The sequence below is a fragment of the Acinetobacter sp. CWB-B33 genome, from assembly GCF_039655955.1.
Lineage (GTDB): Bacteria > Pseudomonadota > Gammaproteobacteria > Pseudomonadales > Moraxellaceae > Acinetobacter > Acinetobacter bouvetii.
Genome location: NZ_JAGFEU010000001.1, coordinates 1,182,125 through 1,204,702, shown reverse-complemented (window position 1 = coordinate 1,204,702; position 22,578 = coordinate 1,182,125). Strand labels below are relative to the sequence as shown.

The following is a 22,578-nucleotide window of genomic DNA, read 5'->3' as shown; positions in this document are numbered from 1 at the left end:
CAAGTTTGATCATTTTCAAATCATTCCTGCACAGTCTCTACTGTGCAGAAACAGTAAATTGAGATAGAAAATTACTTCGGCAAAGCGCCATCAACCCCTTTTACGTAATAATTCATTTTCCCTAAGGTCGCGTCATTCAGCACTACGCCTTTGGCTGCCGCAACAGAACCATCCTGTTTGTAAATAGGCCCTGTAAATGGATGCAAAGTGCCTTTAAGAATTGCACTTTGTGCAGCTAAAGCTTTGGCTTTCGCAGGTGCAGGAACGGATGGTCCAAAATTTTCAATCGCGACTGCGCCCTGTTTTACGCCATACCAAATTGCGCTTGGCTTCCATGTTTTATTTGCCGCTTGCTGCAGTGCTGGGGTATAGACTTTTTCCCAATGTAAAACTGAAGCAGCAAGATGCGCTTTAGGCCCAAATTTAGCCATGTTTGAGTCCCAGCCAAAGGCATAAATGCCTTTCTGTTCCGCTGCTTGTACCACTGCTGGAGAATCGGTATTTTGCATAAGAACATCTGCACCTTGAGCAATCAAGGCTAATGCAGCATCGCGTTCTTTACCCGGGTTAAACCAAGAATTGACCCAAATCACTTTGGTTTTAATTTTAGGATTTACACTTTGCGCACCTAAGGTGTAAGCATTAATGTTTCGCACCACTTCAGGAATTGGGAACGATGCCACCACACCCAGTGTATTGGATTTGGTTTTCTGACCTGCCACCACACCTAATAAATAAGCGCCTTCATAGGTACGCACATCATAAACACCTAAATTTTTACCCTGCTTATAACCGGTAGCATGCATAAAAACAGTGTTTGGAAATTGCTTAGACACTTTTTCGATTTGGTTCATATAGCCAAAAGACGTTGCAAAAATAACTTTGTTGCCCTGCTGCGCCAAATTGCGGATAACACGTTCTGCATCGGCAGTTTCTGGCACATTTTCAATAAAAGTCGTTTTGTATTTTCCAGCTAAAGCCTTTTCCGCTTTAATACGGCCTTGATCATGTGAATAAGTCCAGCCATGGTCACTGGTCGGGCCAATATATACAAATGCTGCTTTATCTTGTGCATAAATTTGACTCATTGCCAAACTGCCAAGGGTTAAACCAGTCAAAAGCTGTAAAGTGCGCTTTTTGAGATTAAAACTTTTTTTTGCAGGATTTGATTTAAAGGTCTTTAGCATTTTAATTCCCCATAGGAAGTTGATTTTAAATTTCCGCTGATTTTTTATTTCATTTGGAAATTTAGCGATGCAGCACTTAGGCTCTTTCTAATAATTTGCAAATTCTGTTCCAACTCTTCAAAAAAATTTGAACAATCCAGTTATTTTTATATTCTTATTTTTAGAATGCCTTCTCCTGTTTTTTATGTATTTAAAAAACAATATATTAAGCTTCATAAATAAAGTATTTCTTATGTGCTTAGCTTCTAATATTCACCTATAAACATTTGGGTTTGTATATGATTAGACAGTAATGAAAGAAAAAAAATATTTATTTCACATATTGATTCCGTATTATTTTTATGCATCTTTTTAATACAAAGATAGATTTAATCTTGCACCATTTTTAATCATTAAATTTTATGTGTGTAGAGAAAAATAAGCGCTAAATTAGGTAATAAAATAATAATGAGGTGTGCTAATTATGCTTGAACTAAGAAAATTTTAATAACTACTTATCTATCGATTTATTTAAAAAATTTATTATTCTAGAGTTACTGCACACTATAAATTGCACATTATTTTTATATAAAAAAGACCGTTGAAATAGTTCAACGGCTTTGCCAAAAATGCAGCTGCATGGCGATGGTTTCGGCATCGATTTCTGCAACTGGGCCAATCAAATCAATTTTCTTCTGCCCGTGTGCAAAGACATATGCGGCAGATACGCTCATGGTTGGATTTTCACTATGATTGCCAGTACATTCCAGCAAACGGTTTTCAGTCATGCCGAAAACTACACGGCCAATATTGGCCCAGTAAATTGTTCCAGCACACATGCAGCAAGGCTCTACCGCTGTATATAAAGTACATTGCCAAAGAAATTCTGCAGTGTAATTACAGGCTGCGTTACGAGCCAAAGTTGACTCTGCATGATTGACGGTATCTATATTGCATTGAGTCATTAAAACTGTTTCATGATTTGGCCCAATTAACACAGCGCCAAATGGATGATTGCCTAAGGCAACAGCACGTTCAGCCACTGTATTAGAAAGCCTTAAAAATTTTAAAATTTGTTCCTGAGTTGGACTTTTCATTTTCTTTACCAGCTAATTTAAACGTATGGAAATGGAATATCTCTAAATAAATGCACCTCAAAGCAGAGGTGCATACTAAATCTAAAATAATGAATTTAAACAATATATCGCTTGCTTAAGCCCCACTCTGCCAGTATGCGGCGGTATGTAGTCGATGAACGGTCTGCTTCAAAATGTGCCTCCATCGTGACATCTAAAGGCAATTCTTCTGGTTTTTGACTTTCGACCATGTCTTGATCTTCTGCAAAAATTTGCGCATTAAAATCATAGACCGCCTGTAAATCACCAGTGGTATCAAAGTTTCGAGTTAAAGGGACAAATAAGCGGGTTTTGTTATGCGATACAGGACAGCAGGAATTTAGGATTTTCAGCACACCTTCATTTGGAAATTCAACTTTTAAAATCGCAGAAAACGGCGGATAAACGTCAAAAACACGTTTCCACAAAAAACCTTCTGGCGCTAAATGCTGCAGCCCATGCGGGTAATTGCTCACACTGCTGACATATTCCGTATGCAATCCATACTCTGTACGGACCGTAGAATATTTAGGCACGGCCTGATTGTCTGAGTCTGCAAAAGAACTGTTATGCACAAAAGCAAAATGCGCGACATCAATAAACCCTTCCAGCTGGCGGCCGCTTGAACCGCCAATATCGACATAAGGTGGTAAAATCGCTTGATGCTCAGGATGATCCCAGGTATCTAAATCTGGGAAATTGCCTTGACTTTCATCACGGCTAAATAAACTAGTCCAAACCAATCCATATTTCTGTACAACTGGAAATTTAGTCAATTTAAAACGTTCAGAAATATTGGTCAGTTCAGGCTGTGCAGGAATTTTGGTGCATTTGCCTTCGGTGTTGTAATGCAGGCCATGATATGGGCAAACAATTTCTTCTCCCTCCACCCAGCCTTTAGTTAACGGCACCCCGCGGTGCGGGCAAATATCGCGTACCAACTGAATAGCGCCGCTTTGCGTTTTATACAGCGCCATTTTTACATCTAAAAGCTGTACTTGCTGCGGTTCTATACTTACATCTTCAATACGGGCAACAGGATACCAGTGCTGTGCAAGTATCTCCCAATCTTTAGGATCAAACCCACTGCAATGCGGCTGACTAAATAAATTGAGAACAGGAATTGCATTCATACTCGGCTCACAGAACTTATCAATAATTTTAAAATCGGTCGCAGTACGTTGCGGCCATGTATTGGCGCTGCGTCACGGCTTATTTTTAAATTACGAATTTCGATAAATTCTGTCTATTAGAATGTTTTGCAAATATCGTTCTAAAAATTAGAACACTAATAATGAAATTTAGTCAGTATTTCCAGCAGCATAGCGTCAGCACTAGGTTTCAAATGAAGTTCTATTACTCTTGTTTGCATCCCTTTGGCATGAAAATCGCTTAACTAATACAAATTCACCGGATGATATGTTTGATTCATGATTTTCATTTCTTAGAAATAAGCCAATGAAAAACAAGAAACTGGACTGAAAAACAATTTATGAATATTACATTTTCCAGATTTTCTGACTATTTTACTGCTGTTGCCAAAACAGGCAGCCTGCGTAAAGCCGCAGATCAGCTGTATATTTCAGTTTCTGCAGTACACCGCCAAATTGCTTTGGCTGAAGAAGAATTTGGCATAGACCTGTTTGAACGCCTGCCCAATGGCTTAAAGCTGACTTTAGCTGGTGAAATGCTCTATGCAGACCTTATTAAATGGCAAAAAGAATTTCAGCAAACCCGCAACCGTTTTGATGAGATTCAAGGGCTTTCACGCGGCACCATTGACTGCGGCATGATCTCCGCTTTGAGCGATGGTTTTGTTTTAAATTCAATACAGTACATGTATGACAACTACCCGTGGATTAACTTTAATTTTCACGTTCAAGACAGTGAAACTGTATCCAATTTAATTATGGATGCTGAAATTGATTTTGGAATTTTGCTTAATCCTAAAGGCCATCATCAGCTGGATGTGCTTTCTTTTGTAGAAATTCCAGTCGGTTTTGTTTTACCTAAAGAACACCCTTTGGCTCAGATGGATAAAATATATTTGTCTGATACGCTGAGCTATAAACACCTCATTCCGGGTGCACCATTAATTATCCATGATTATGCGCAAACCCTGTATAAGCACCATAAGTTTACACCGCAGTACCATCTTGGATGTAATGACATTCGAATGATGATGTCCCTCATTCAAAAAAACCTTGGTCTCGGCTTACTGTCTTATATTGACGCCTATCCTTATCTAGCCAAGGAACAAGTGGTGTTTAAACCGATACGTGAAAAAGGCCTGTATCCGCTCACTTTGGCCCTATGCGTTGCACCAAAAAGGCAAATTTCACGGGTGTCTCAAATCATGATTAAGCACATGATTGAACAGATGGAGCAGTTAAAATTGGAAATTTCTCAGTTTCATCAATAAATTATTCTTAAATATAAATGCTTGTAGTTTTTAGTGTGCATCTTCCAAAATTTTTCCCTTTGAATGTACATAGCATTAATAGTGCTGCCATCTTAGTTCAATTACGTCGCTTTAAATTTCCTTTTGATTAACTGGATTATTGCTTTAAAAGTATTGTGAATTTTTCTGGTTCAATAATTCAGTATTGATCTACTTTTGGTATGCAACTTGCTAAACCAGCGGGTAACTCAATAAAATCAATGAATCAGGTTTATTATGTCGACCATTTGGTTAAAAAATCCTTTATCAATTTATACAGCAAATGACTCAGATGCCCGCGGCGGTATTGTTATATCAGATGGAAAAATTGTCGAGCTGGTTGCTTTGGGCCAGCAGCCTAAAATAACCTTCGATGAAACTTTTGACGCAAAAAACTATGTTGTCTTACCCGGTTTAATTAATAGTCATCATCATTTTTATCAGACATTGACGCGTGCTTGGGCACCTGTAGTCAATGTGCCCTTATTTCCATGGTTAAAAACCCTATATCCTGTTTGGGCAAAGCTGACACCTGAACAGCTGCATGCAGCAACACAAGTTGCTTTGTCTGAACTGATGCTATCTGGCTGCACATTTGCCGCAGATCATCATTATTTATTTCCGCAGCAGCTAACTGATGCAATTGATATTCAAGTTCAGGCTTCTAAGCAATTAGGCATGCGCGTGATGCTGACGCGCGGCTCTATGAGCTTAGGTGAAGATGCTGGCGGCCTACCGCCACAGCATACTGTGCAAGACATAGACAGTATTTTGCAAGATTCAGAGCGCCTGATTCAGACATATCATGATGCTTCTTCCGAGGCTATGGTCAATATTGCCCTTGCACCCTGTTCACCATTTTCGGTCACACAGGAAATTATGCGCGAAAGTGCAAAAATGGCGGAAAAATACAATGTCCGTTTGCATACTCATTTGGCTGAAACCTTAGATGAAGAAGACTTTTGCCTAGAAAAATTTGGCATGCGCACTGTGGACTATTTGGAAAGTGTGGGTTGGTTAAATTCACGTACATGGCTGGCGCATGGCATTCACTTTAATGCTGAAGAAATTCAGCGCTTAGGACAAGCTCAAGTCGGCATTTGCCATTGTCCGCACTCCAATATGCGTCTTGCATCGGGTATTTGCCCAACTATGGATTTACTAGATGCTGGTGCAATCATTGGTTTGGGGGTAGATGGTTCCGCTTCTGGCGATGCGTCCAATTTAATTTTAGAAGCGCGCCAAGCTATGTACCTGCAGCGCCTCAAATACGGTGCAGAAAAAATCACCCCAGAATTAGCGCTGAACTGGGCAACGCATGGTTCCGCCAAAATTTTAGGCCGTGGCGCAAGTCTTGGTCAAATTGCAGAAAACTATCAAGCGGATTTGGCGCTGTATAAGCTGGACGATATCCGTTTTTCTGGCAGCCATGATCCGCTGGCGGCGCTTTTACTCTGCGGTGCAGACCGAGCTGAACACGTCATGGTTAGCGGCAAATGGACAGTTAAGTATGGAGAAATTCAAACTCTAGATTTGGAAAAGCTGCAGGCAGACCACCGTCAGGCAGCAAAGTACTTATTGCAGGCCTAAAGCAGACATAACTGAGCACTAAAAATCCCGCTCTATATTCAGCGGGATTTTTATTTTGTTTTTGAATTACTACTTATGTTTAATACCATAGATTTTAAGCGGTTACATACTTATGCAACCGCCTCAAACTCATTAATCTAAAGGGTTGCCAACAATATTACTGATAATTCCGCGCATAATGTGCGGGCCTTGTTCCTTACGCAGGTCTTCATACCATTCTTTGGTCACTGCCTCATCTTTCATATGGGTAACATCACAGCGCTTACGCGCGCGCAGTACCAATTCATTCGCGCGTTCATTGCGTTTATTTTGATAGCGCTTTAATGAATCTTCTAGGCCTAATGTATTAATTTGCAAAGCACGGGCTAAATAGATCGCATCTTCCATGGCCTGACAGCCACCTTGGCCAATATCAGGAGTCGTGCTATGTGCAGCATCGCCCATAATCACTACACGGCCTTTGTAGAACTGGGTAAAAGGCTCAATATCATGAATTTCTACACGGTTTGTTTTTTGCTCATCAATAGCTTCAATCAAGTTTTGGACAGGCTTACACCACCCTTTAAAGTATTCTTTAAATAAGGCTTTGTACTGTGTACGGTCGTTGTCTAAACCTGCAGGCAATGGCACATCAAAGAAATAGTAAAAACGGTGATCGGCAACTGGCATAAGTGATACGCGCTTGCCTTCCCCCACAAAAGTGGTCCACTGGTCTGCTTGTGCAAGCTCTTCCGAAATATCGACTAAACCGTTCCAATTTACATAACCCGCATAGCGCCGCTCGACTTGCTCACCCAAAATATATTGGCGTGTCAGTGAGTGCGTACCATCCGCGCCAATCAAAAGATCCGCTTTAATTTCCGTGCCATCTGCGCATTTTGCAAATACGTGCTCATTATGTTCTTCCAGCGCAATCATTTTTTTGCCTAAATGAATATTTTCACGGCCAAATTCATCCATCAGCATATTTTGCAAGTCTGAGCGGGATACTGGATATGGGCGCTGCCCCACTTCTTCAATTAAAGGCATTAAACTGAACTGCGTCATTTTATCGCCAGTCAGGCCATCAATATAAGCCAAATTGTTCATTTGGCCGCCAAGCTTAGCCACTTGATCCGTTAATCCTAGATAATTTAAGCATTTAACGCCATTTGACCATAAAGAAATTGCTGCACCGACAGGTAATATTTTTTCAGTTTGCTCATAGATGGTGACGGTATGTCCGAATTTTTTGAGTGCAATCCCTGTGGTCAAACCGCCCATACCTGCACCAATAATTGCAATTTCCATCTATTCCTCCGTTGTATATTACTTAATGCTTTCTCCTAAAATGCTAAAAACGTGCCATTTATTTAACGAACGATACATTTTTTATAAAAGTTGGCACACGGTGTGCATAAACAGGTAGCTAAGATATTGTTTTTACGAACGCTGTTAAAAAATAAGCGTAGATATCTGCACATACAATGATGTAAACAGAAATATGAATGGTAAATAATTATGGCAACATTACTTGCACCAGATTTTGAAATTCCTGCACATTTACAGCAATATACCAATTTGGCAGATACCCGAATTGGTGCAAAAGTACTTGAATGTTCAGATGATTTTTTTGCTGAAGCCAGCCGTATGCTGCAATTTGATGCGCCAATTTTTGTAGAAGATAAATTTGATGATCATGGTAAATGGATGGACGGCTGGGAAACTCGCCGTAAGCGCCATACTGGACATGATTGGGCCATTTTAAAGCTAGGCGTTGCTGGAAAAATTAAAGCATTTGATATTGATACCACATTCTTTACAGGCAATTACCCTGCTTCTGCCTCAGTAGAAGCATGCTATGCACCAAATGGTGACACCGACAATGCACTATGGCTAAGCATTCTAGACAATTCCGTTTTAGGTCCAAGTCAGCATCACATTTTTAATGTTAAAAGTGACGAGGTATATACTCATATCTGCCTTAATATTTTCCCAGATGGCGGCGTGGCTCGATTTAAAGTCTATGGCGAAGTCCAAATTCAGATTCAAGACAGTCGGCAGACCATAGATTTACTTGCACTTGAAAATGGCGGTCGTGTCATTGCTTATAGTGATGCTCATTTTGGTCATCCTCGCAACTTAATTAACCCTGGCCGCGGCATTAATATGGGGGATGGCTGGGAAACCAAACGTCGTCGTGCACCTGGTTTTGACTGGTGTATTTTGGCGCTTGGGCAAAGCGGTTCTATTGAAAAAATTGAAATAGACACAGCACATTTTAAAGGCAACTATCCTGCGCAAGTCTCTATCCAAGCAACATATATTGAAAATGCAACTGATCCCCAGCTAATTCCGCAAAGTATGTTCTGGCCTTTCCTGCTAGAAGCGCAAGATATGCAGATGGATCACATTCATGACTATGTCAGCGAAATTTTAAAGCATCAAAAAATCTCTCATATTCGCGTGAACATGATTCCAGATGGCGGAATTAGCCGTGTTCGTCTCTGGGGGAAAATTTCTGGATAAGCCATGACTCAAGACATTCAGCAGATACGCATTCAGCCACTTACGGCAGAAGCTTTTGCACCTTTTGGCGAAGTTATCGCATGTGAAGGCAACAATTTTTTTCACATTAATGATGCGCATACAGAACGTTACCATGCTCTAAGCACGGCAGAGGCACAGGATGCTGCTGTAGGAATCAGTATTTTCCGCAATATTAAGAAGACAGTCGTACCTTGCAGCATTCAAATGCTTGAACGTCACCCATTGGGTTCTCAAGCGTTCATTCCTATGCAGGGACAGTCTTTTTTGGTGGTGGTTGCGCCCAATTTAAATGCCGAGCAGCCTGATCTGGATCGGATTCATGTATTTATCAGTAATGGTCAACAAGGTGTCAATTACCTTGCAGGCACTTGGCATCATCCCTTACTTACGCTAGAAGCGCCAAGTGATTTTGCCGTGATTGATCGGATTGGCACTGGTAATAACTGTGATGTTTACAGCTTTACTGAAAAAGTGATAGTTCAGCCATAACTTATCGACACGGCATAAGGCTTGATATTTCAGGCCTTATGCGCGTTTCAAAAATAATGTGTAAAAGCAGTGTTCAGCTCACACGAACACGTGAGGTTGCATTTAATCGCTGTTATGTGAAATTAAGTTAAATAGAATATTATGTAAATTCCCTACTCACATGCTGTTTGCAATGTGCAACAACTACCTAATTATAAGAACGAACTCAGGTTATAATGATGGCCTCCCAAAATATGATTGATCTATTATGAACCCCTCCAATGACCCTTTACACGGCAAAAAACTTGCTGACATTTTGGATGAATTATTGGATTACTATGGTGGCTTTGAAGGATTAAGTCGTAAAATTGAAATTAGATGTTTTTGTATAGATCCAAGTGTTAAATCATCATTGCGATTCTTGCGTACCACTCCATGGGCACGTGAAAAAGTAGAAAGCTTATATTTGTATGTCTTACGCCAAAAGGCCAAACAGAAATCGTAGATGCTATTCAAAAAATGAAAAATCATATAAAAAGCCAGCCGTGATGGCTGGTTTTTTATATGCTACTTGTAGTCAATTAATGCGGCTGTTTCAATGTTTGCACAGCAGGCGTTTTAACACGTCCAAAGTTTAAGTGATTAAATACGATGTTCAATAAAATTGCCATCACACATGTAGAGCTGATGCCTGAATGGAACAAGGTTTGCACCCATTTCGGAAAGTTTGCATAGAACGAATGGTCAATGATTGGAATCATGCCTGCCGCAACTGCAGTCGCAACAATGATCAGATTTTTTTGCTCGTTGTAATCAATTTTAGCCAAAGTCCGAATACCGCTGGCAGCCACTGTACCAAATAGCACCAATCCAGCACCGCCCAATACAGGCACTGGAATTGCCGCGACTAAACGTCCCATAATTGGCAATAAGCCGAGTACAACAAGAATCATGCCGCCTGCGGCAACGACAAAGCGGCTTTTGACTCCGGTAATCGCAACAAGACCTACATTTTGCGCAAATGCGCTTTGCATGAATGATCCAAAAATTGGCGCAACAGCACTTGAAAGCATATCTGCGCGCATGCCATCGGTGATGCGGTCTGAATCGACTTTAGTACCGACAATCTCGCCAATCGCAATCACATCGGCGGTCGTTTCAGTCATAATCACCAAAGTGACAATCAACATGGCCAAGATTGCACTGACTTCAAACGTTGGCATACCAAATGCAAAGAAGCTTGGGAATTGGATCCATTGACCATTGGCTACTTTAGAGAAATCTCCAAAACCAAATAAATAAGCCATGACCGTTCCAATCACGATCGCCAAAAGAATAGAGAGTCTGCGGACTGTCGCATTTCTACTTAGATTCAAGGCAATCACAATGGCTAAGGTCGCCAGCGCTAAACAGATGTTTTCTGCACTGCCCCAGTCAGGCGCTTTACTGTTGCCGCCCATCATCCAGCGGACAGCTACAGGCAACAGCGACAAACCAATGACGGTAATAACACAGCCCGTCACAATAGGCGGAAAGAAACGGATAATTTTAGAAAAATATGGCGCCAAGAAAAAACCAATTAAAGATGCAACAATCACCGCGCCATAAACTGCCTGTAATCCGCCGCCCGACGTCACAATCGCAATCATTGTCGCAACGCCTGCAAAGGATACGCCTTGTACTAAAGGCAGCTTTGCGCCGACATATTTAACGCCTATCGTTTGCAAAATTGTCGCTAAACCTCCAACAAATAACGCAGCCGCAATCAGTAAGCCAATTTCTGCTGGAGATAAACCCGCCGCAGTCCCGACAATGAGCGGCGGCGCAATGATGCCGCCATACATGGTTAATACATGCTGCAAACCATACGCTAAGCTTTTACCAGCGCCTAAATATTCATGTTCTGGTGATACTGCATTTTTTTGATCAGTCATTTTTCGATTTCCCCTGAATTTTTAAAATTAATTTATTAACTGCCGCGATACGTTGAATACGCAAACGGACTGATTAATAACGGGATGTGATAATGTTGTTCAGAATTGCTCACTGAAAAATAAATCACCGCTTTAGGGAAAAAAGTCTCTGTATTTAATTTTGCAAAATAAGGCTGAATGGCAAATTCAATTGAATATGAACCAGCAGCTAATGCGCCAATATTAAAATCTGAAACGCGACCATCTGAATTGGTCACTGCTTCTGCCAATAATGTTCCATCTTCAGAAAATAATTTTACACATACATCTTGCGCAGGTTTTCCAAGAGCCGTATCGAGAATATGGGTACTGATCATGCTTGAATCTCCTGAGATAATCTTAATAACGCAATTTCACCTAATTGCTGTTTAACAATACGCTGTTCCGTTTCTTTATCGTTTAATAAGCGGTATTTGAGTGCTTGCAGCACATCTTGGCTGTTTAGGCCTGCCGCCTTAATTAAGAAAATATGACCGAATTTTTTTTCATAATCGTTATTGCCTTTAAGCAAAGCATCTTGTGTTTCTTGACTTACGGTTATTGCTGCCTGCTCACGGTCTGAAAAAGCTAGTTCAGTTTGGTTTAATTCTGCTTGCGCTTTTTTCTCGCCAATGCGCGGATGGTTGGCTAAAGCTTCTGCCACTTCTAGCCATGTCCAAGTCCCGACTTGATTTTTTGCCGCAGCCATTAAAGCTTCTGCACTATCAAAGGGCCGCTGCGCTAAAAGGTCCTCTGCCCAACTCTCAATTTGCACACAGTTCTTAAGAAATTTTTGAGCATCATCCTTGCTGGATAAGTTAAATTCATTCAATTGCATGGTTTTAAATCACAAATTTATTTATCGTTCATTCAAAATGTAAATTGCAATAACAATGCCAATCTCACTATGTATATATAATTTATAAAATCCAAAATAAAAAAAAGAGAAGCTAAACTTCTCTTTTATATGATACTAATTTTATTCAGGAAGATGATTTTTATACCAATATTCGGCTATATCATTGCGCTTACAAATCCAAACCTGCTCATGTGACTGTACATAATCAAGAAACCTTTGCAGTGCTTTGAACCGCCCTGGGCGCCCTAAAATACGGCAATGCATACCAATAGACATCATCTTGGGTTCAATCTCACCTTCGGCATATAAAACATCAAAGCTATCTTTTAAATATTGGAAGTATTGTTCACCACTATTAAAGCCTGCAGGCGCACAAAATTTCATATCGTTGCTTTCAAGTGTATAGGGAATGATTAAATGAGGGCGTTTTTGCCCCTCTGAATTGGTCAATGTGCTCCAAAATGGCAAGTCATCACCATAGTAATCACAGTCATATTTAATTTGCGGAAATTCTGCCAACAGCTTGCGTGTATTTGGGCTGTCACGGCCTGTGTACCAACCGATTGGTGTTTGATCAAACAATGTTTCTAATACGCTTATTGCCTGATCCATATATTGGCGTTCAAGTTCTATAGGCATGTCTTGATAATGAATCCAGCGCTGTCCATGGGACACTACATCGTAATTCGCATCTTTAATCGCTTGAACGATATAGGGATTTCGCGCTAATGCCATGCCCACACCAAATACTGTCATGGGTAAATTATGCTTTTGGAACTCTTTATGTATACGCCAAAACCCTGCACGTGAGCCATATTCATACATAGAGTCCATAGACATATGCAGGTCTGGATAGCTGGCTGCTCCGACAATATCGGATAGAAACTGTTCCGAGCCTGCATCACCATGCTCAATGTGGTTTTCGCCACCTTCTTCATAGTTCAGTACAAATTGAACGGCAACACGTGCTTTGTTTGGCCACTCTACTTTAGGAGGCTGACCATGGTAGCCAATCAAGTCTCTAGAATAGTCTTGCTGCTGTATTTGATTGATGAGGTCTTGCCCGCGTAAATAGCTTGTCGTCACTTCTACTTCCTAATTTTGTTATATCAAACAGTAAAATTAGGAAGGATTAAGCAATTAGTGCGCCAATACTGAAATAAAATTTTAAATTGCTACTTATAAAAACGCTATTTTTTCATTTTTTTAGATGCGTTCAAAACATCTAAACGAGGATGATTAGGAACTGTTATTTCATATTTTCCTAATATTTTTTCTGCTTTATATAATTGAATTAAATTACCAGTTTTTTTAAAAACTGTAGAAATATTATCCTGTAGTTTTTTATAAAAAACATCCGTAATATTTAAACCACTTATTACAGAAGACAAAACTATTCCACTAGGGTATTTCTGAAATAAACTATCAAATTCCCCATACCTTACTACTCTGTATTCTTTTTCATAACTCCACTCTTTTGATTTTTTTAAAAAAACTTTAGTCATTGTGTCATCATTTTTTAAATCATTCCTATCCAATACTGGAAAATTTTCAGTATACTCAACAGGAGTAGGTATAAAATTGAAGGACTTTAAAACATCTAATTTATTATGAGGGATTTTAAATTCAATCATGAAACCTTTGTGAAATTGAGCATAATGAGACCACATAAGATGACTTAAAGGATTTTGGTTTAGACAACAAATGAAAGCTTTATTTTGAATATCTTTAATTATTGGTAATATATTTTGATTAGAACTCAACCTATTTCTAACTTTTTGAACATGTAGGATCCTTTTAGCTGCTGGTAAATTTGCATATTCAACATTCAGCTTCTTTAATTCAGAGGCTTTAGGATAAAAACTTTGATCCAAACTAAAGAAACAATCAAAAGGATCATTGAAATTTTCAGGTTTATTAAATTTTAGTGTTCCCTCTGATAAGATACATAATGATCCATCCGAGGCATCAACATGCTTATATAAATATATATAATTATCATCTATGAATACATTTTCATTTTTAGTCATGAAATTTACTTTATAAAATATTACTATCTTATAATTATAATTATTTCTTATAATTTCCGAAATTTAAATTTTAATGGTTTTAAAAAGAATCCCTCTTTTTTAAGAGGGATTCTTTTTTTTAAAACAAGAAGTACCTCTGCGCCATTGGCAACACTTCCGCTGGCTCACAAGTTAAATGAACACCATCTGCACGGACTTCATAAATCTCAGGATCAACCTCCATCACAGGACAGTGAGTATTTAACTTCATATCTGCTTTGGAAATATTACGCGTATTCTTGCAAGGTGAAATTAACTTATTCAATTTCAGTTTTTCTGCAACGCCATCATCAATAGCAGCTTGCGATAAAAAGGTAATGCAGGTGTTATGTACACCTCTAGGATGCGCGCCAAACATCGGACGATAATGTACTGGCTGTGGGGTTGGGATTGAGGCATTAATGTCGCCCATAGGCGCAGCCGCTATCATTCCACCCTTAATAATCATAGATGGCTTCACCCCAAAGAATGCAGGTTTCCAGAGTACTAAATCTGCCAGTTTACCTTCTTCAACAGAACCAATTTCATGACTCAATCCATGAGTAATCGCTGGATTAATCGTATATTTGGCAATATAGCGTTTTACACGGTTATTGTCATAATGCTGCGTATCGCCTTCTAAAGGCCCACGTTGAACTTTCATTTTATGCGCTGTTTGCCATGTACGCAGAATCACTTCCCCTACACGCCCCATAGCTTGTGAGTCAGAAGACATCATGGCAATAGCGCCCATATCTTGCAAAATATCTTCTGCGGCAATGGTTTCACGGCGAATGCGGCTTTCTGCAAATGCTACATCTTCAGAAATTGCTGGGTCTAAGTGATGACAGACCATCAGCATATCCAAATGTTCATCAATGGTGTTGATGGTATAAGGGCGTGTCGGGTTTGTAGAAGATGGCAGTACATTGGGCTGACCAATCGCTTTTAGAATATCGGGCGCATGCCCGCCACCTGCACCTTCGGTATGATAGGTATGGATGGTACGGTTTTTAAAAGCGCCTAAAGTTTCTTCCAGAAAGCCACTTTCATTTAGTGTGTCTGTATGAATAGCAACTTGTATATCAAACTGATCTGCAACCGTTAGACAGTTGTCGATGGCAGCTGGTGTTGATCCCCAATCCTCATGCAGTTTTAAACCCACTACGCCTGCTTTAATTTGCTCGGCAATGGGTTCAGGCTGGCTTAAATTGCCTTTGCCCAATAGACCAATATTCATCGGCAAGTCATCTATGGCTTGCAGCATGGTCGCAATATGCCAAGGGCCTGGGGTCACTGTGGTGGCAGATGTGCCTGCTGCTGGACCTGTACCGCCGCCGACCATCGTCGTTGTACCAGACATAAGTGCAGTTTCTACTTGCTGCGGGCAAATCCAGTGAATATGCGTATCAATACCGCCCGCAGTTAAAATCTGTCCTTCACCTGCAATGACTTCGGTAGCTGCACCTAAAGGAATGCTAATGTTAGGTTGAATATCTGGGTTGCCAGCTTTGCCAATCTTCCAAATACGGCCATTTTTCAAGCCTACATCAGCCTTAACAATGCCCCACCAATCTACAATGAGCGCATTGGTAATCACAGTATCTGCAACTTCAGCAGCCAACAGCTGTGATTGGCCCATGCCGTCACGAATGACTTTTCCGCCGCCAAATTTTACTTCTTCGCCGTAAGTCGTTAGGTCTTGCTCAACTTGAATAAATAACTCTGTATCCGCTAAACGGACACGGTCACCCGTAGTCGGGCCAAACATTTCCGCATAGGCGCGTCGTGACATTTTCATGCTATTTATCCTTTAATCCAGCTTGCCCATCACACGGCCTGCAAAGCCATATACTTCACGCTTGCCCACGAGTGCGACTAACTCCACATCGCGGCTTTGCCCCGGTTCAAAGCGTACAGCTGTACCTGCAGCAATATTTAATCTGTAACCTTTTGATGCTTCACGATCAAACTGCAAAGCATCATTGGCTTCATAAAAATGAAAGTGTGAGCCAATTTGAATGGGACGGTCGCCAATATTTGCCACCGTCATTTTTAAAAACTGACGGCCTGCATTCATTTCTATATCGCCATCTGGCGTAATAATTTCACCGGGTATCATCTGTATTCCCCAATTTATTCATGTTTTAAATAATAGGCTGATGCACGGTGACCAGCTTCGAACCATCTGGAAAAGTCGCTTCGACTTGTACTTCAGCAATCATTTCAGCTACGCCATCCATCACATCTGCACGGCTCAGCAATGTGGTGCCATAGTGCATCAGCTCGCTGACGGTCATGCCATCACGCGCGCCTTCAAGCAAGGCCGCAGAAATGAATGCAATGGATTCTGGATAATTCAATTTTAAACCGCGCGCTTTACGCCGCTCTGCAACCAAACCTGCAGTGAAAATCAGGAGTTTGTCTTTTTCTGTGGGATTAAGTTCCATATCTATGTCCTAAAATTCTGTTATTTGTAATGCAAAAATTGTGCAAGCTTGAGTCATTATTTAATGTTCTCCCTCCCATTGGGAGGGAGTTAGTGGGAGGGTTGATTTAGAAATGAATAAGGGCATATTCCATTCAAGTCCGCCAAATTCGTGGAAACTCTTCATCTAAATCAAACCAATAGCGTCTTAATCTGGCTCGAATTGCCGCAAAAGCATCATGGCAATGCCGTACATCATCCCCTAAATAGCGTGCGCAGATGACATCGCCTAAAAGTGTCAGCGTCACCGGTACATTCATTCGCATCATTAATTCACGAATTAAATCAATGTGTTCTTCTAATAAGCTGCTCGCTCGAAAGTGCGCTGGCGGCACAGCCCAAAAACTGCCCATGACCGCCCTGCCATGCATGCCTAAACATGAACTCAGCCAGCGGTCATTGCCTTTAAAACTCAATGTATCTGCAACCAAAAGCTGCTGATCTCGACATAGCTTAAATTGGTTTTTGTAAGCGCCTCTACTAAAGGTTTCCTGTCTGGCTTGACGGCCAATGACCAGCATGTCCCAGCCGATAAAACTTGCGCTTTGATCTAGATGAATTTGGGTTTCTGAAGATGCATTTGCACCATCAAACAGCATGGTTTCTTGCGGCAGCCATTCAAAAACAGCATTCCGTTTCACATGAATATGAATGTGCTGATACGCCTGCTTGCCATTGGTTCTGTACCATTTTCCAGCACCAGGCGTGGTGACCAATGCATGGGCGTTATCTTCAACACGCATATCAAATGTCAGGTGATCCCCACCTGCAATTCCTGCAGGCGGATGGACAATAATGGCATGACAAATAGCTGTTTTTTCAGGCCAAAACATTTTCTGCACACGCACAGGTCCAAAGTGTTTTCGGTGCTGCAGCACTGTACGGCTGTCGTATTTGGCAAATCCAAGCTCAAGCTTGGCATACCAAAGCTGCTGTAGAATCTGAGATTCTGAAGGTTTAGGCACTGCTAAATTTGTCATCGCTGTCTTTGATTAATATGCATGAATAAGCAAATAAAATTGAGCTTTAAGCCAGACCAATCACAGCTACTACAGCGGCCAAAGCGCCAATAATTTTTTTGCCATAAGGCACATATTTTTGAACAAAAGCGCCCAAACCTAGACCAATGGCATAAATCAATGCCATGGCAGAAACCATACCTACAATAAGTAAAGTAGCAGAACCTGAATGTCCTAATTCTGTGCCATGGGCAATGCCGTGGAAGCTTGCAAGAAGCACAGCCGCTATAGGCAATACACGGTTCGATTTACTCCAAAGCGCAATGGCCAATAAAGCTAATGATGCAATGATGCCGTATTCAGCCGCAGCAGCAGGAAGCAGCGCCTGTGTACCAATCACAAAACCGACAACCATTGCTGCAGCAAGGCCTGCAGCGCCTGCAAGTTTCCAGCGTTGATTTGCTGTCCACATCAAAACACCAAAAGCGATGGCCATCATTAAATGATCCAGACCAGTAAAGGGATGAACAAAGCCTGACCAAAAACCGCTGTGATGATCGTGTCCTGCATGCGCAAAAGCCAAAACAGGAAAACTTGCTGCAGCAGCGATAAAAGCTTGAGATAGTAAGCGCATAATAATTTCCAGATTTCTTCAACTTTATTGATAAAAATTAAGCTTTGAATAGCCCTTGTTTTTCAATGAATTCGATAATTTGATTAAGGCCATCTTGTGTTTTCATATTTGAAAATAAAAACGGCTTTTCACCGCGCATGCGTTTTGCATCCTGATCCATCACATCTAAATTTGCACCAACCATAGGCGCTAAGTCTGTTTTGTTAATAATCAGCAAATCCGACTTGGTAATACCTGGTCCGCCTTTACGCGGAATCTTTTCACCGCCGGCTACATCAATTACGTACAGCGTTAAATCGGATAATTCAGGACTGAAAGTCGCTGCTAAATTATCCCCGCCGCTTTCAATAATAATCAGCTCAAGGCCATCAAATTTTTCACATAAATCATCAATCGCCGCCAAGTTAATAGACGCATCTTCGCGGATAGCCGTATGCGGACAGCCGCCTGTTTCCACTCCGACAATGCGGTCTGGCGACATGGCTTCATTGCGGGTTAAGAAGTTAGAGTCTTCTTTGGTATAAATGTCGTTGGTCACTACGGCCATGTTGTATTTATTGCGCAATGCACGGCATAAATTCAGGGTTAATGCTGTTTTTCCTGAGCCTACAGGCCCGCCAATTCCAACACGTAAAGGACTGCGTTCTGACATAATTCTTTCCTTCATTAGCTCTATTCTTCAATTTAATATTGGAATAAAGCCAATCAACATTGATACTTAAAATTGATGTTTAAATTCTTTCTGAAAAGCTTTTCCGCTAAGATCGGAATAATCTGGAATATAAAGTTTCATGCGACATGCTCAACATTGCATATTTCGGCAATGCGCTGCTCAGCTCTTCATCTTGCAGCTTTAAAGCTCTTTCTACCGCTTGCGGAATTAAACTGTGCAAATGCCATAAAATCCGCTGACCGCTCATCTGCCCCAAAGGCACTGTTTTTACTGCGCCTAAAACTTGGTTTTCCAAAACTGTAAAAGTGTAAGCCGTTAAAACATCCGTTGGATTCAACGCCAAGGTGCCGCACAGATGCGCATAAACAGGCACGAAACCAAATTGCTTTTTCACCTCAACTTTTTGTTTCAGCACATCTCTAATCCAGGCATTCAAAGAAAATGCCAGCTGCTGTGATTCTGCCAATAATTCTTTAGACTCACGGCTGGCTTTATAGAAATGCGCCCAATTTAAAAAAGTGTCTTCATCTGCATAGTGCTGCATCAGTCTTTTTAAAATAGGCAGTTCAAAACGCACCAGCAGCATTTCTAATACTTCTTCAAAGTAGGCAATGCTGGAGGCTTCATCATGAATCAGCCCTTGATCAATTGCGCTTTCCACGCCTTGCGAATAACAGTATGCGCCAATTGGCAAAGCTGTAGACGATAAAGTCAGCAGGCTTAAGAGCTGTGAAGCATTAGTGACCGACATGATGCAACGCTTTGATCGGGCTTAAGCGGTGATCATGCTGATGCTGTGCATAGGCGCCGCTTTCGGGTTCAAAGGGATGCTCTACTTCGCTAACAGCTAAACCCAGCCCGATAATCATTTCTGCAAGGACGTGATCGGGTTCAAAATACAAAGCCTCTGGCGTCAGCATTAACGGCACGTGGCGGTTGCCCAAATGGTAGGCGGCTTTAAGCAAATCAAAACTGCTATTGGATGAGACTTGCATTAATTTTTCTGCTTTCGCATCCACGCGCAGAATTTCGCCAGCTTCTGTCGCAATAAATGATCCGCTGCGTAAAATGCCTGTACGCGGCAAATCTGCACCAATATCGCTCCTATCTTTCAAAGTTGCACGAAAACGGCTCTTTTGGCGGGTATCAAAGTTCAGTTCAATGCTTTCAACATTATCGTCGAAGGTCTTATTTTCAAGACGTTGCGTATAAATTTTCATGCGTATCCATTTTTAAGGGGCATCAATTGTAAATGTTCCAAATTGATGCCTAAATTTCATTCAAAAATAAAATTCTGCATTGAAATAAAGCATTATTCATGCCAATTTTTAGAATGATATGAGCGCAAGTGTTCTAATTTTTTTGAAGCAGATAGAATTTCTTGTGAATTAAAAAGTGCTGTTCTGTAAAGTTAAAAACACCAGCAGCTTCTTAAAGACCTTTATGCAGATACTGGATTATCGAGTGACTGATGCCTAAAATTAGGTTAATTGCAACTTAAATAATTTTGCCATTTTCAATGTGCATGATCTTGGCTTTTAAATAAGCCAGCTCATCTGCATGATGCGTCACATAAACCATCGGTAAATCAATCTCATCTTTTAATCGCTTTAAAAATGGTAAAATTTGCTGTTTTAAACGACTATCTAAACCTGTTAATGGCTCATCTAACAATAATAAATTCGGTGAGGATAATAACGCCCGGCCTATAGAAACACGCTGCGCTTCACCACCTGAAAGCTGATGCGCTTTGCGTTGAATTAAAGGGCTTAATTCTAATAAATCAACAATGTGTTCAAAATTAAATTTACGTTCATTTTCAATTGCTAACTTCTCAGCATATAGTAAATTTTGCTGTACATTCATATGTGGAAACAGCAAGGCATTTTGAAAAATAAGCGCTATTTTTCGTTGATGCATAGGAACATGGATATGCTGTTTTGAGTCGAATAGCGTCTGATTTTGGAACTCAATAACGCCTTGTTGCGGTTGTAATAAACCGACTAAGCATTTCAAAAATGTACTTTTCCCACTGCCTGATGCGCCCACAATGCCCAAGAGTTGATCTTGCATTTTCAATTGCATATTGAGTTGAAAATCTAAAGTTTGATACTGAAAATCGCAAGATAACATGGGCTTATCCTTTTAATTTTTGTTGATATTTTTGCAGGATAAAATAATTTGCAATTAAAGCCCCAGATGCCAAAATTAAGGATAAGGCAACTAAACGAATTGCCATTTGCTCGCCATCCGGCTGCTGTAAAAAGGAATAAATCGCGATGGGAATAGTTCGAGTTTCATCTGGAATATTTCCCACAAAGGTAATGGTTGCACCAAATTCACCCAAACTACGGCTAAAACACAGAATGCTTCCAATCACGATACCCGGTAAAGCCAAAGGTAAACTGATGCTACAAAATACTTTAAATGGACTGGAACCCAATGAGCCTGCAATTTGTTCAAGTTGCTGATTAATCAATTGAAAAGACAATCGGATCGGTTGCACCATCAATGGAAATGCCACAATCATTGAAGCGAGCACTGCCCCTTTCCAATTAAATGCCAGCTCAATGCCGATTTGACTGAGATATTGCCCAATCCAGCCTTTATTGCCAAATAATACCAAGAGCAAATAGCCAAGAACTACGGGTGGCAGCACCATTGGCAATTGTAGAATCGCTTCCACTAAAAACTTAAGCCGAAACTCATAACGTGCCAAATACCAAGCCAATGCGACTGCAAAAGGCAAGCAGATCAGCGTTGCAAATAGCGCAACCTTAGCGGATAAATATAAGGCACTTAACTCTTCAGGGCTCAACATCGTCCTCTTCTTCTTGTCCTTTGCCAATTAAGGTATCAATAACATTTATCGACCAATGCTAAAACCATATTTTTTAAATACAGCTTTGGCTTGCGGATTGCTTTCTACAAACTTTTTGAATTGCACAGCTTCAGTGTTTTGTTCCCCCTGTTTGGTCAAAGCGATCGGATACACAATAGGATGGTGCGAGTTTTCTGGAAAAGTCCCGATAATTTTGACTTTTTGACTAATCAAAGCATCGGTTTTATACACAATTCCGACTTCACATTCGCCACGTTCAACAAAAGCCAAGGCAGAACGTACATCATCTGTACCGACTATGCGCCCTTTCAGACTGTCTAACCAGTTGAGTTTAATCAAACTTTGTTTGGCATATTTGCCAGCAGGGACAGATTCCATTTGCCCTGTACACAAATGCCCATTAAAGGCTTTAGCAAAATTAAAATTGCTGTCTGCTTTAAACGGAATATTTAAATTTTTAGGGCTAATCAGTACCAATTGGTTGTATAGAATTGGTTTAGCTTGATTGGCATTGACGATTTTCTTTTGAATCAGGTAATTCATCCAATCCAAATCTGCTGAAAAAAACACATCACTTTTGGCACCAGCTTCCATCTGTTTCGCCAATGCAGACGATGCGCCATATACGGCAATCACATCCGTTTTAGGTTGTTGTTTTTCATAAATTTTAACAATATCATTCATTGCATTGGTCAGGCTGGCCGCCGCATAAACTTTGACGGTTTCTGCATGACTTAAACTGACTGCTGTCAATAATGCGACACTAAAAATCATTCTTTTAATCATTGGTTTACCCCGAATATCAGTTGAATAAC

25 protein-coding genes are annotated in these 22,578 nt (G+C 40.6%); 5 read left to right on the top strand and 20 right to left on the bottom strand.

The features are described from left to right. Positions 1 to 71: 71 nt before the first annotated feature. From JZ784_RS05805 to JZ784_RS05795, 3 genes are all read right to left on the bottom strand, one after another. Positions 72 to 1,088, bottom strand: a complete 1,017-nt coding sequence (locus JZ784_RS05805; protein WP_346314166.1) for a BMP family ABC transporter substrate-binding protein — start codon at positions 1,086 to 1,088, stop codon at positions 72 to 74. 689 nt (positions 1,089 to 1,777) lie between these two features. Then, complete coding sequence (locus JZ784_RS05800) at positions 1,778 to 2,263, bottom strand: nucleoside deaminase (RefSeq protein ID WP_346314165.1); 486 nt, start codon at positions 2,261 to 2,263, stop codon at positions 1,778 to 1,780. A gap of 95 nt (positions 2,264 to 2,358) precedes the next feature. Beyond that, positions 2,359 to 3,414: an aromatic ring-hydroxylating dioxygenase subunit alpha gene (locus JZ784_RS05795; RefSeq protein ID WP_346314164.1), complete on the bottom strand. Its 1,056-nt coding sequence runs from the start codon at positions 3,412 to 3,414 to the stop codon at positions 2,359 to 2,361. A gap of 359 nt (positions 3,415 to 3,773) precedes the next feature. Between JZ784_RS05795 and JZ784_RS05790 the strand changes: the two genes are divergently transcribed. After that, positions 3,774 to 4,703 (top strand): LysR family transcriptional regulator, encoded by a 930-nt coding sequence (locus JZ784_RS05790; protein ID WP_346314163.1) that lies wholly within the window; start codon positions 3,774 to 3,776, stop codon positions 4,701 to 4,703. A 255-nt stretch (positions 4,704 to 4,958) separates the two neighbouring features. Further along, the gene (locus JZ784_RS05785) at positions 4,959 to 6,311 is read left to right on the top strand and encodes an 8-oxoguanine deaminase (protein ID WP_346314162.1); all 1,353 of its coding nucleotides are present in this window, start codon (positions 4,959 to 4,961) and stop codon (positions 6,309 to 6,311) included. A 132-nt stretch (positions 6,312 to 6,443) separates the two neighbouring features. On the opposite strand, the gene hpxO is transcribed toward JZ784_RS05785, so the two are convergent. Beyond that, complete coding sequence (gene hpxO / locus JZ784_RS05780; RefSeq protein WP_346314161.1) at positions 6,444 to 7,601, bottom strand: FAD-dependent urate hydroxylase HpxO; 1,158 nt, start codon at positions 7,599 to 7,601, stop codon at positions 6,444 to 6,446. Positions 7,602 to 7,811: 210 nt separating this feature from the next. Here hpxO and alc point away from each other — a divergent pair, with 210 nt between their 5' ends. From alc to JZ784_RS05765, 3 genes are all read left to right on the top strand, one after another. Next, positions 7,812 to 8,819: an allantoicase gene (alc, locus tag JZ784_RS05775; RefSeq protein ID WP_346314160.1), complete on the top strand. Its 1,008-nt coding sequence runs from the start codon at positions 7,812 to 7,814 to the stop codon at positions 8,817 to 8,819. A gap of 3 nt (positions 8,820 to 8,822) precedes the next feature. Continuing rightward, on the top strand, positions 8,823 to 9,329 hold the full coding sequence (locus JZ784_RS05770) for an ureidoglycolate lyase (RefSeq protein ID WP_346314159.1): 507 nt from the start codon (positions 8,823 to 8,825) through the stop codon (positions 9,327 to 9,329). Between the two features lie 247 nt (positions 9,330 to 9,576). After that, a complete protein-coding gene (locus JZ784_RS05765; RefSeq protein WP_133745998.1) occupies positions 9,577 to 9,813 on the top strand; it encodes a VF530 family protein in 237 nt (78 codons plus the stop codon). A 76-nt stretch (positions 9,814 to 9,889) separates the two neighbouring features. Here JZ784_RS05765 and JZ784_RS05760 read toward each other — a convergent pair whose 3' ends face one another. From JZ784_RS05760 to modA, 16 genes are all read right to left on the bottom strand, one after another. Continuing rightward, complete coding sequence (locus JZ784_RS05760) at positions 9,890 to 11,242, bottom strand: nucleobase:cation symporter-2 family protein (RefSeq protein ID WP_346314158.1); 1,353 nt, start codon at positions 11,240 to 11,242, stop codon at positions 9,890 to 9,892. Positions 11,243 to 11,277: 35 nt separating this feature from the next. Next, on the bottom strand, positions 11,278 to 11,598 hold the full coding sequence (uraH, locus tag JZ784_RS05755) for a hydroxyisourate hydrolase (RefSeq protein WP_346314157.1): 321 nt from the start codon (positions 11,596 to 11,598) through the stop codon (positions 11,278 to 11,280). Beyond that, entirely contained in the window at positions 11,595 to 12,098 is a 504-nt protein-coding gene (gene uraD, locus JZ784_RS05750) for a 2-oxo-4-hydroxy-4-carboxy-5-ureidoimidazoline decarboxylase (RefSeq protein WP_346314156.1), read from the bottom strand. Before uraD ends, uraH begins: the two co-directional genes overlap by 4 nt. A gap of 141 nt (positions 12,099 to 12,239) precedes the next feature. Beyond that, a complete protein-coding gene (puuE, locus tag JZ784_RS05745) occupies positions 12,240 to 13,205 on the bottom strand; it encodes an allantoinase PuuE (RefSeq protein WP_346314155.1) in 966 nt (321 codons plus the stop codon). A gap of 104 nt (positions 13,206 to 13,309) precedes the next feature. Continuing rightward, the gene (locus tag JZ784_RS05740; RefSeq protein ID WP_346314154.1) at positions 13,310 to 14,149 is read right to left on the bottom strand and encodes a DUF2971 domain-containing protein; all 840 of its coding nucleotides are present in this window, start codon (positions 14,147 to 14,149) and stop codon (positions 13,310 to 13,312) included. A 118-nt stretch (positions 14,150 to 14,267) separates the two neighbouring features. After that, positions 14,268 to 15,968: an urease subunit alpha gene (gene ureC, locus JZ784_RS05735; protein WP_346314153.1), complete on the bottom strand. Its 1,701-nt coding sequence runs from the start codon at positions 15,966 to 15,968 to the stop codon at positions 14,268 to 14,270. 12 nt (positions 15,969 to 15,980) lie between these two features. Beyond that, the gene (locus tag JZ784_RS05730) at positions 15,981 to 16,289 is read right to left on the bottom strand and encodes an urease subunit beta (protein WP_346314152.1); all 309 of its coding nucleotides are present in this window, start codon (positions 16,287 to 16,289) and stop codon (positions 15,981 to 15,983) included. A 25-nt stretch (positions 16,290 to 16,314) separates the two neighbouring features. Continuing rightward, entirely contained in the window at positions 16,315 to 16,617 is a 303-nt protein-coding gene (gene ureA / locus JZ784_RS05725) for an urease subunit gamma (protein ID WP_086211770.1), read from the bottom strand. A gap of 133 nt (positions 16,618 to 16,750) precedes the next feature. After that, positions 16,751 to 17,635 carry an urease accessory protein UreD gene (locus tag JZ784_RS05720; RefSeq protein ID WP_346314151.1) on the bottom strand — a complete coding sequence of 295 codons (885 nt, stop codon included), beginning with the start codon at positions 17,633 to 17,635 and terminating at the stop codon, positions 16,751 to 16,753. Between the two features lie 46 nt (positions 17,636 to 17,681). Beyond that, a complete protein-coding gene (locus tag JZ784_RS05715) occupies positions 17,682 to 18,248 on the bottom strand; it encodes a HupE/UreJ family protein (RefSeq protein WP_346314150.1) in 567 nt (188 codons plus the stop codon). Between the two features lie 37 nt (positions 18,249 to 18,285). Continuing rightward, the gene (gene ureG, locus JZ784_RS05710) at positions 18,286 to 18,900 is read right to left on the bottom strand and encodes an urease accessory protein UreG (protein WP_346314149.1); all 615 of its coding nucleotides are present in this window, start codon (positions 18,898 to 18,900) and stop codon (positions 18,286 to 18,288) included. 106 nt (positions 18,901 to 19,006) lie between these two features. Next, entirely contained in the window at positions 19,007 to 19,672 is a 666-nt protein-coding gene (locus JZ784_RS05705; protein WP_346314148.1) for an urease accessory UreF family protein, read from the bottom strand. Next, on the bottom strand, positions 19,659 to 20,141 hold the full coding sequence (ureE, locus tag JZ784_RS05700) for an urease accessory protein UreE (protein ID WP_346314147.1): 483 nt from the start codon (positions 20,139 to 20,141) through the stop codon (positions 19,659 to 19,661). Before ureE ends, JZ784_RS05705 begins: the two co-directional genes overlap by 14 nt. A 277-nt stretch (positions 20,142 to 20,418) precedes the next feature. Next, positions 20,419 to 21,054, bottom strand: a complete 636-nt coding sequence (locus JZ784_RS05695) for an ATP-binding cassette domain-containing protein (protein ID WP_346314146.1) — start codon at positions 21,052 to 21,054, stop codon at positions 20,419 to 20,421. Positions 21,055 to 21,058: 4 nt separating this feature from the next. Then, positions 21,059 to 21,742 (bottom strand): molybdate ABC transporter permease subunit, encoded by a 684-nt coding sequence (gene modB, locus JZ784_RS05690; protein WP_346314145.1) that lies wholly within the window; start codon positions 21,740 to 21,742, stop codon positions 21,059 to 21,061. 45 nt (positions 21,743 to 21,787) lie between these two features. Further along, positions 21,788 to 22,549 (bottom strand): molybdate ABC transporter substrate-binding protein, encoded by a 762-nt coding sequence (modA, locus tag JZ784_RS05685; RefSeq protein WP_346314144.1) that lies wholly within the window; start codon positions 22,547 to 22,549, stop codon positions 21,788 to 21,790. Positions 22,550 to 22,578 lie beyond the last annotated feature (29 nt).

Excerpts from the sequence above, each read along its gene's own strand:
- JZ784_RS05790 (WP_346314163.1), top strand. The coding sequence starts at position 3,774 with ATGAATATTACATTTTCCAGATTTTCTGACTATTTTACTGCTGTTGCC.
- uraD (WP_346314156.1), bottom strand. The coding sequence starts at position 12,098 with ATGCAATTGAATGAATTTAACTTATCCAGCAAGGATGATGCTCAAAAA.
- hpxO (WP_346314161.1), bottom strand. The coding sequence starts at position 7,601 with ATGGAAATTGCAATTATTGGTGCAGGTATGGGCGGTTTGACCACAGGG.
- JZ784_RS05760 (WP_346314158.1), bottom strand. The coding sequence starts at position 11,242 with ATGACTGATCAAAAAAATGCAGTATCACCAGAACATGAATATTTAGGC.
- JZ784_RS05740 (WP_346314154.1), bottom strand. The coding sequence starts at position 14,149 with ATGACTAAAAATGAAAATGTATTCATAGATGATAATTATATATATTTA.
- alc (WP_346314160.1), top strand. The coding sequence starts at position 7,812 with ATGGCAACATTACTTGCACCAGATTTTGAAATTCCTGCACATTTACAG.
- modB (WP_346314145.1), bottom strand. The coding sequence starts at position 21,742 with ATGTTGAGCCCTGAAGAGTTAAGTGCCTTATATTTATCCGCTAAGGTT.
- ureC (WP_346314153.1), bottom strand. The coding sequence starts at position 15,968 with ATGAAAATGTCACGACGCGCCTATGCGGAAATGTTTGGCCCGACTACG.
- JZ784_RS05705 (WP_346314148.1), bottom strand. The coding sequence starts at position 19,672 with ATGTCGGTCACTAATGCTTCACAGCTCTTAAGCCTGCTGACTTTATCG.
- JZ784_RS05785 (WP_346314162.1), top strand. The coding sequence starts at position 4,959 with ATGTCGACCATTTGGTTAAAAAATCCTTTATCAATTTATACAGCAAAT.
- JZ784_RS05800 (WP_346314165.1), bottom strand. The coding sequence starts at position 2,263 with ATGAAAAGTCCAACTCAGGAACAAATTTTAAAATTTTTAAGGCTTTCT.
- JZ784_RS05720 (WP_346314151.1), bottom strand. The coding sequence starts at position 17,635 with ATGACAAATTTAGCAGTGCCTAAACCTTCAGAATCTCAGATTCTACAG.
- JZ784_RS05695 (WP_346314146.1), bottom strand. The coding sequence starts at position 21,054 with ATGTTATCTTGCGATTTTCAGTATCAAACTTTAGATTTTCAACTCAAT.
- uraH (WP_346314157.1), bottom strand. The coding sequence starts at position 11,598 with ATGATCAGTACCCATATTCTCGATACGGCTCTTGGAAAACCTGCGCAA.
- JZ784_RS05715 (WP_346314150.1), bottom strand. The coding sequence starts at position 18,248 with ATGCGCTTACTATCTCAAGCTTTTATCGCTGCTGCAGCAAGTTTTCCT.
- ureE (WP_346314147.1), bottom strand. The coding sequence starts at position 20,141 with ATGAAAATTTATACGCAACGTCTTGAAAATAAGACCTTCGACGATAAT.
- JZ784_RS05805 (WP_346314166.1), bottom strand. The coding sequence starts at position 1,088 with ATGAGTCAAATTTATGCACAAGATAAAGCAGCATTTGTATATATTGGC.
- JZ784_RS05770 (WP_346314159.1), top strand. The coding sequence starts at position 8,823 with ATGACTCAAGACATTCAGCAGATACGCATTCAGCCACTTACGGCAGAA.
- JZ784_RS05730 (WP_346314152.1), bottom strand. The coding sequence starts at position 16,289 with ATGATACCCGGTGAAATTATTACGCCAGATGGCGATATAGAAATGAAT.
- JZ784_RS05765 (WP_133745998.1), top strand. The coding sequence starts at position 9,577 with ATGAACCCCTCCAATGACCCTTTACACGGCAAAAAACTTGCTGACATT.
- JZ784_RS05795 (WP_346314164.1), bottom strand. The coding sequence starts at position 3,414 with ATGAATGCAATTCCTGTTCTCAATTTATTTAGTCAGCCGCATTGCAGT.
- ureG (WP_346314149.1), bottom strand. The coding sequence starts at position 18,900 with ATGTCAGAACGCAGTCCTTTACGTGTTGGAATTGGCGGGCCTGTAGGC.
- ureA (WP_086211770.1), bottom strand. The coding sequence starts at position 16,617 with ATGGAACTTAATCCCACAGAAAAAGACAAACTCCTGATTTTCACTGCA.
- modA (WP_346314144.1), bottom strand. The coding sequence starts at position 22,549 with ATGATTAAAAGAATGATTTTTAGTGTCGCATTATTGACAGCAGTCAGT.